General features: G+C 48.4%; 9 protein-coding genes. 7 read left to right on the forward strand and 2 right to left on the reverse strand.

Features of this window, described 5'->3' with window-relative positions:
* Together ACP5SG_RS08970 and ACP5SG_RS08975 are read right to left on the reverse strand one after the other, a co-directional pair.
* Positions 1-708: TPM domain-containing protein (locus tag ACP5SG_RS08970; protein WP_428123743.1), on the reverse strand; the 708-nt coding region annotated here is incomplete at its 3' end.
* Positions 705-1,364, reverse strand: a complete 660-nt coding sequence (locus tag ACP5SG_RS08975) for a LemA family protein (RefSeq protein ID WP_237888028.1) — start codon at positions 1,362-1,364, stop codon at positions 705-707. The genes ACP5SG_RS08970 and ACP5SG_RS08975, both read right to left, overlap by 4 nt.
* Positions 1,365-1,506: 142 nt before the next feature.
* Here ACP5SG_RS08975 and hisH point away from each other — a divergent pair, with 142 nt between their 5' ends.
* The 7 genes from hisH to ACP5SG_RS09010 all read left to right on the forward strand — a co-directional run.
* Positions 1,507-2,148 carry an imidazole glycerol phosphate synthase subunit HisH gene (hisH, locus tag ACP5SG_RS08980; RefSeq protein ID WP_424661742.1) on the forward strand — a complete coding sequence of 214 codons (642 nt, stop codon included), beginning with the start codon at positions 1,507-1,509 and terminating at the stop codon, positions 2,146-2,148.
* The gene (hisF, locus tag ACP5SG_RS08985; protein WP_428123758.1) at positions 2,148-2,927 is read left to right on the forward strand and encodes an imidazole glycerol phosphate synthase subunit HisF; all 780 of its coding nucleotides are present in this window, start codon (positions 2,148-2,150) and stop codon (positions 2,925-2,927) included. The genes hisH and hisF overlap by 1 nt, the downstream gene beginning before the upstream one ends.
* Positions 2,928-2,934: 7 nt before the next feature.
* Positions 2,935-4,107 carry an exo-beta-N-acetylmuramidase NamZ family protein gene (locus tag ACP5SG_RS08990; RefSeq protein ID WP_237888030.1) on the forward strand — a complete coding sequence of 391 codons (1,173 nt, stop codon included), beginning with the start codon at positions 2,935-2,937 and terminating at the stop codon, positions 4,105-4,107.
* 130 nt (positions 4,108-4,237) lie between these two features.
* A complete protein-coding gene (gene tatA / locus ACP5SG_RS08995; RefSeq protein WP_424661741.1) occupies positions 4,238-4,393 on the forward strand; it encodes a twin-arginine translocase TatA/TatE family subunit in 156 nt (51 codons plus the stop codon).
* 44 nt (positions 4,394-4,437) lie between these two features.
* Complete coding sequence (locus ACP5SG_RS09000; RefSeq protein ID WP_424661740.1) at positions 4,438-5,187, forward strand: MtnX-like HAD-IB family phosphatase; 750 nt, start codon at positions 4,438-4,440, stop codon at positions 5,185-5,187.
* On the forward strand, positions 5,172-6,551 hold the full coding sequence (locus ACP5SG_RS09005) for an aspartate aminotransferase family protein (RefSeq protein ID WP_428123751.1): 1,380 nt from the start codon (positions 5,172-5,174) through the stop codon (positions 6,549-6,551). The genes ACP5SG_RS09000 and ACP5SG_RS09005 overlap by 16 nt, the downstream gene beginning before the upstream one ends.
* A 55-nt stretch (positions 6,552-6,606) precedes the next feature.
* Positions 6,607-6,848 (forward strand): phosphopantetheine-binding protein (locus ACP5SG_RS09010; RefSeq protein ID WP_428123755.1); only part of this gene is annotated, 242 nt, incomplete at its 3' end.

A 6,848-nucleotide genomic window follows, 5' to 3' on the forward strand; every position in this document is an offset into this window, starting at 1 on the left:
AACGGCCATGGTTGCAACAAAAAAACCGATCAAGCCACCCAGGATGCGGCCTAATATTCTGGCTGTAACAATACCCAGTATGATCATGAACGGGATGATTAAGACGAGTGTTTGCCAGAATCCTGCCGCACCTGTCTGTGCAGTCGCAGGGGTCTTTTGCATATTAGGCACCGGAAGCGGTTCCCCTTCTATGAACCCAGCCAGTGCATCTACTGCTGCCGACAATCCTCCGTAGTAGTCACCGTCTTTGAAACGCGGCGCCATGATCTCGCTTATGATCCTTTTGGCAACTGCATCGGGGATAGTCCCTTCGAGCCCATAGCCTACTTCTATACGGGCTCTTCTGTCGTTTTTAGCTACCAGTATCAGGACGCCGTCGTCAACCCCTTTTCTGCCAAGCTGCCAGGCCTCGGCCACGCGGATTGAAAAGGATGCTATATCCTCAGGCTTTGTGGTAGGCACCATCAGGATAGCTATCTGACTGCCCTTTTTCTCTTCAAGTTTTGCAAGCTTTGATTCGAGCTCCGTCTTTTGTATGTTCGAAAGTGTCCCCGTCAAGTCGGTAACGCGGGCGCTGAGTTCTGGAATGGGCTGGAGTCCCTGTGCATAGGCTGCTGCCGAAAGCAACAGCGCAAATAAGGCAAATAAACATAGAAGAAGCCGTTGCGCTGCGATGAAGTGCAGCGCCTTTCGCCTCGATAGGGTCATTTTGATGCGGGTATGGCCTTCTCATTGGTATGGATGTCAAAATCAACCGCAGGTGGTTTGGAGACTGCACCTTCGTTTTCCGGTTGAAAGGTGGGTCTTGGGGCATATCCGAAGGCCTTGGCAGTTAGGTTGCTAGGAAAGGAGCGTATGGTCACGTTATAGGCCTCTACTGCCTTTATATAGCGGTTTCTTGCCACCGCTATGCGGTTTTCAGTGCCTTCCAACTGGGCCTGTAGGTCGCGGAAGAGGCCGTCGGCCTTTAGCTGGGGATAGTTTTCGGAGACGGCTAGAAGTCTTGATAGGGCCGATGTCATTTCCGCCTGGGCCTTGATGAAGCGCTTGAAGGCCTCTTCATTCCTCAGGAGTTCTTCTGATGCCTGTATGCTTCCGATCTTTGCCCTGGCCTCTGTGACCTGCGTTAGGACACCTTTTTCATGGGCTGCATAGCCTTGGACGACCTTTACGAGATTGGGGACAAGGTCGGCCCGCCTTTGATACTGATTCAACACCTCTGCCCATGCAGCCTTGACTGCCTCATCCTGCTGTTGAATGGTGTTGTAACCGCAGCCGGAGAGCAAGAACAGCAGCGACACCAAAAATACGCAAGATGGTATATGTCTTTTTGTCGATTTTAAGCCTGCAGTCAATTTATCCATTTTTTATCTCCTTTCGGCATATTTAGAGGCGATTAAGCAGATTCAAAACAATCTCCAATGTAGGTATGCTTAGCAGGTCTGTCAATAATAAACCGATAAACAGGTGGCAACCCTCCAAAAAGCTTGAATCAAAGGGCCTTATGTGTTTAAGTTAATCGCCATGATAGCGATTATTGACTATAGGGCAGGGAATCTTGCCAGCGTGGCAAGGGCGCTGACATATCTCGGTTTTACATGTGAAATAACCGATGATCGTAAAAAGATCATGACGGCTGATCATATCATATTCCCTGGGGTTGGTGCGGCCGGCCGGGCCATGATGGAGCTTAAGGTTCTCGGTCTTGATGATGTTTTGAAAGAGGCCTTTGCAGCCTCAAGGCCTATCCTAGGCATATGCCTCGGCACCCAGATAATCTTTGAATACAGCGAAGAAGATGGAGCCTCTTGTCTTGGTCTAATTTCGGGAAGGGTCAGACGATTCCCTGATCCCCTTTTTGATGGTAATGCGCGTCTTAAGATACCGCACATGGGGTGGAACAGGGTCGAATGGATAGGGATGCATCCTGTATTTACGGGTTGTCATGAGGATTCAGAATACTATTTCGTACATTCCTATTATCCTGATCCTGCTGAACAGCGTTTGATCATGGGGTTAACTGAATATGGCGTAAAGTTTTCCTCTGCACTGGCCAAGGGGAGCCTTGTGGCCGTACAATTTCATCCTGAAAAGAGTGGTCGGCCTGGACTGAAGATATTGGAAAACTTCTGCAAGTGGAGGCCATGATGCTGAGCAGACGGATCATACCATGTCTGGATGTAAGGGATGGAAAGACCACTAAGGGCATAAGGTTTAAAGGTAATGTTGACATCGGTGACCCGATTGCTATGGCCAGGTTTTATTACGAAGAAGGGGCGGATGAGCTTGTTTTTTATGACATAACCGCCTCAAGCGATCATCGCCCCATCATGATTGATGTGGTACGCCAGGTAGCCGGGGAGATATTCATTCCATTCTCTGTAGGGGGAGGGATTAGAACCGTAGAGGATATGCGCGAGGTGCTTCTGGCCGGGGCCGAGAAGGTAAGCGTCAACTCCGCTGCGGTAAAAAATCCTGGACTTATAAGCGAAGGCGCAAAGGCCTTCGGGAATCAATGCATAGTCCTTGGGATGGATGTAAAGCGTGTAGAGACATCTGCAAAGATCCCGTCTGGCTATGAGATAGTCATCAATGGAGGGCGTATTTATACGGGGATCGATGCACTTTGGTGGGCTAAAGAGGCCGAAAGGCTCGGTGCTGGCGAGATCTGTCTAAACTCCATAGACGCGGATGGGACGCAGGAGGGCTATGAATTGAACCTCACCCGGATGATTTCAGAGTCGGTAGGCATACCCGTCATTGCCTCAGGCGGTGCAGGCCACCCTGAACATCTTTATCAGGTCCTTGCCGAAGCAAGGGCGGATGCCGCCCTTATTGCCTCGATGACCCATTATGGCACGTATACCGTACGCCAGATCAAGGAATACTTGAACGAACGGGGCTTAAAGGTGCGTATGGTATGGTGATGAGACTGTGACTTGCATCAGCGTCGGACTCGAACGCCTTTTGTCGGATCCGCCTGGTTGGATAATGGGTCGGCGCTTAGGGCTTCTATGCAATCAGGCCTCGGTTGACGCCTCGTTGAGACATGCAAAAGACCTCATAAATACCCGTTTTCCAGGGCAACTGAGGGCAATCTTTACGCCTCAACATGGTCTTTTCGCTGAAAAACAGGACAACATGGTGGAATCCCCCCATGAGAGGGACACAGGATTAAACATACCTGTCTATAGCCTATATAGTGGGTCAAGGGTGCCTGAGCCGTGGCAGCTTTATGATATAGAACTCTTTCTTGTAGATATTCAGGATATCGGTTGCAGGGTCTATACCTTCATCTGGACCATGTATCTTGCCATGAAGGCCTGCGCCAAGGCTGGCATAGGTATGGTCGTCCTTGATCGCCCTAATCCAATAGGCGGTTGTCTCGTAGAAGGAAACCTCCTGGATGAAGGGCTTAAGTCATTTGTAGGTCTTGCCCCCATACCGATGCGGCATGGCATGACAGTGGGTGAGCTTGCAAGATTTTTTGTCTGGCTCGAAGACCTTGATCTTGAGCTCCATGTAGTCAGAATGGATGGGTGGCGCAGGGACATGGATTTCCAGGATACAGGTCTTCCGTGGATCTGGCCGTCTCCGAATATCCCGACTGTTGATACCGCCCTGGTATATCCAGGCCAGGTGGTGCTTGAAGGGACGAATCTGTCGGAGGGCCGGGGGACCACCAGGCCTTTCGAGGTCTTCGGTGCCCCATATTTGGATATCGTACGGTTCAAGTCCGCTGTCGAGAGGCTGGCACTTCCTGGTTTTGTTCTGAGAGAGCAATATTTTGAGCCAACCTTCCACAAGTGGGCAGGAAAAAGGTGCCGAGGTTTTCAAATACATGTGATTGACAAGCGCCGTTACCGTCCGTATTTAACTACGCTGTCTATCGTTTCACTTGCAAAGAAACTCCATCCCATTGACTTTCAGTGGAGGGAACCGCCTTATGAATATGATTTTGAGCGGCTACCCATTGATTTGATCATCGGAAGCGAGACCGTAAGAAAGGCGGTCGAGGTAGGAGATGGACTTGAGGGAATCGAATCCCTATGGCATAGGGATATGGAAGAATTCTTGAGGCTGAGGTCGAGATTTTTGCTTTACTAATGCCAAGAAAAGGTGGCAATTTACATCCATGTAATCCCTATGAAATATTCCGTTAATCTTTAGCGTTTATTTATTTAAAAATATAATTTTCCCCATCCTTTTTTATAAACAAAAGGGCAAAGGAGGCGGTATGTTTGAAGGACTGTTTCAACCCATGCATCTCTTGATAATCTTGGCGATCGCCTTGCTTATTTTTGGGCCCGGCAAGCTGCCCCAACTTGGTGAGGGGCTTGGAAAGAGCATCCGCGAGTTTAAAAAGGCTATAGAGGATGGAGATAATAATTAAGGATAGATCCATGCTTGAGCCAAAAAAGGAAGATGTGTCGAGAAATGAAGAAACCAGAAATGAAGAAACCAAATGATATAGTGACGTTTTTACAGGGGGTTGACATATTTGTAACTATTGATTTCGACGGTACCATAACCGCCTCTGATATAACCGATGCGGTTATAAAGGAATTTGCCAGATCTGGTTGGGAGGAGGCTGAAAGGCTCTGGGAGGCCGGGCAAATCGGATCACGAGAGTGTCTTTCCCTTCAGATGTCGTTGATAGACCAGCCGCTTGAAAGGATTATTAAATATGCCTGCAGCCTTCAGATAGACCGTTACTTTGCTGATTTTGTCGGTTTTTTGAAGAGGATGGACATACGGTTTGCGGTTATAAGCGATGGGTTTAGATGTATTATCGACAGCATATTCAAGAAGGCGGGTATTGATGGCGTCCCCATATATGCTAACGATTTGTCGACCTGTGGCCATGGATTGAAGACGATCTTTAATTCAAGTGAAGGTTGCAGGAATGGCACATGCAAATGCAGAACTGCAGACATGCTTGCCTGTGGGCGGCCGATTATACATATCGGCGACGGCCGCAGCGATTTTTGTCTGGCAGGTAAGGCGTCTTATGTCTTTTCTAAGGGTAAACTTACTGATTATTGCCGGACGATAGGGATAGCATATTCAGAATTTGCAGATTTTGCCGAGATCGAGAGGGATTTCAAGGCATTCTTGAAATTTGTTCCTGTCTCAGGAAGAACTACAGATAAAGAAGGGATACAGCCTGGATGCAATATAATATAACGAAAAAGGAGCTCCTAGAGCTCGAGAGCCGCTATTGCTCTTATGGAGATACCGTACACTATTCAAAAGAACCGATCATTTTCAAGAGAGGCGAGGGATCGTGGCTCTTTGACATTGAAGACAGGCCTTATCTCGACATGCAGATGTGGTATTCGGCCGTGAATTTTGGTTACAGAAACAAGGAGATAGAAGAGGCCCATAACTGCCAGATGGCGACCCTCCCTCAGGTGGCGTCTCAGTACCTGCACAAAGAAAAGATCATGCTTGCAGCCAGGATCGCCATGGAGACCGAGAAGAGATTCGGAAAGAAGGGCAGGGTGCATTTCAATGTAGGTGGGGCCCAGGCTATTGAAGACAGCTTGAAGCTCATTAGAAATTTCAAAGACGGCAAATCCCTTATGTTCGCATTCATGGGCGGCTATCATGGCCGCACCCTTGGCGCGACTGAGATAACGAGCAGTTTCAGATACAGAAGGAGATACGGACACTTTGCAAACAGGGCGGCGTTTATCCCATTTCCTTACTGTTACCGCTGCTTCTACAAAATGGAGCGTGGAACCTGTGACTATTACTGCATAAAGGAGTTCGAACGTCTCTTTGAGAGTGAATACTACGGCGTGATAGACAAAAAAGACAACGAAGTCGAGTATGCGGCGTTTTACATAGAGCCCATTCAGGCGACTGGCGGATATATAGTCCCGCCGCCTGAATATTTCCAGAGACTCAGCGAGATATTGAAGAGGTACGGGATACTCCTTGTGGATGACGAGATCCAGATGGGGTTTTACCGCACAGGAAAACTCTGGGCCATAGAGCACTTTAACACCAGACCCGATGTGGTAACATTCGCCAAGAGCCTTACAAACGGCCTCAATCCGCTCTCAGGCCTGTGGGCAAGGGAAGAACTTATCAATCCTGAGATATTTCCCCCAGGTTCAACACACTCGACCTTTTCAAGCAATCCCCTTGGCGCCGCTGCTGGTCTCGCTGTTATGGACTATATAAGCCGCAACAATATAGAGGCCCTTGTCGCCGAAAAAGGTGCATATCTTCTATCCAGACTAAAAGATCTTAAAAAAAGGCATCCGGTAATTGGAGATGTCGACGGACTGGGTCTTGCTATCAGGGTTGAGCTTACCGAAACAGACGGCATTACGCCAAACAGGGTCCTTACCGACGCTATATTCCAGGAGGGCATGAAGGGTGACATAGGGATTAACGGGAAAAGATACGGCCTTGTGCTCGATGTCGGAGGATATTACAAAAACGCCTTCACCCTTGCACCGGCCCTTACCATCAGCTATGAAGAGATGGACCTCTTTATTGAGCTCTTTGGGTGTCTGCTTAAGCGATGCGGCGCATAAGGGCCATACCTGTTATTCTCAACAGGAATTTACTTAAGGAAAGAATTCAAACGAGATGCAGACATTAGAAAGGATTAAAAAGGTATTTCTCGAAAACTTTGATTTTAAGGAAGATGCGTTAAGACCAGAGATGACCATCGACAGCTTGGGGCTTGACTCCCTCGACAAGGTTGATTTCCTCTTCGCCCTTGAGAATGAATTTGACATCGACATCCCTGACGGGCAGGTCAAGCTCAATTCCATCCAAGACGTAGTTGATACAGTGGAAAGACTTGTTAAAGAACAGCACAGCGAGAC

This window comes from Dissulfurimicrobium sp. (genome assembly GCF_049968175.1).
Taxonomy (GTDB): Bacteria; Desulfobacterota; Dissulfuribacteria; order Dissulfuribacterales; family Sh68; genus Dissulfurimicrobium; species Dissulfurimicrobium hydrothermale.

Coding starts and splice junctions, on each gene's coding strand:
- ACP5SG_RS09005 (WP_428123751.1), top strand. CDS start 5,172: ATGCAATATAATATAACGAAAAAGGAGCTCCTAGAGCTCGAGAGCCGC.
- tatA (WP_424661741.1), top strand. CDS start 4,238: ATGTTTGAAGGACTGTTTCAACCCATGCATCTCTTGATAATCTTGGCG.
- hisF (WP_428123758.1), top strand. CDS start 2,148: ATGCTGAGCAGACGGATCATACCATGTCTGGATGTAAGGGATGGAAAG.
- ACP5SG_RS09000 (WP_424661740.1), top strand. CDS start 4,438: ATGAAGAAACCAGAAATGAAGAAACCAAATGATATAGTGACGTTTTTA.
- ACP5SG_RS08975 (WP_237888028.1), bottom strand. CDS start 1,364: ATGGATAAATTGACTGCAGGCTTAAAATCGACAAAAAGACATATACCA.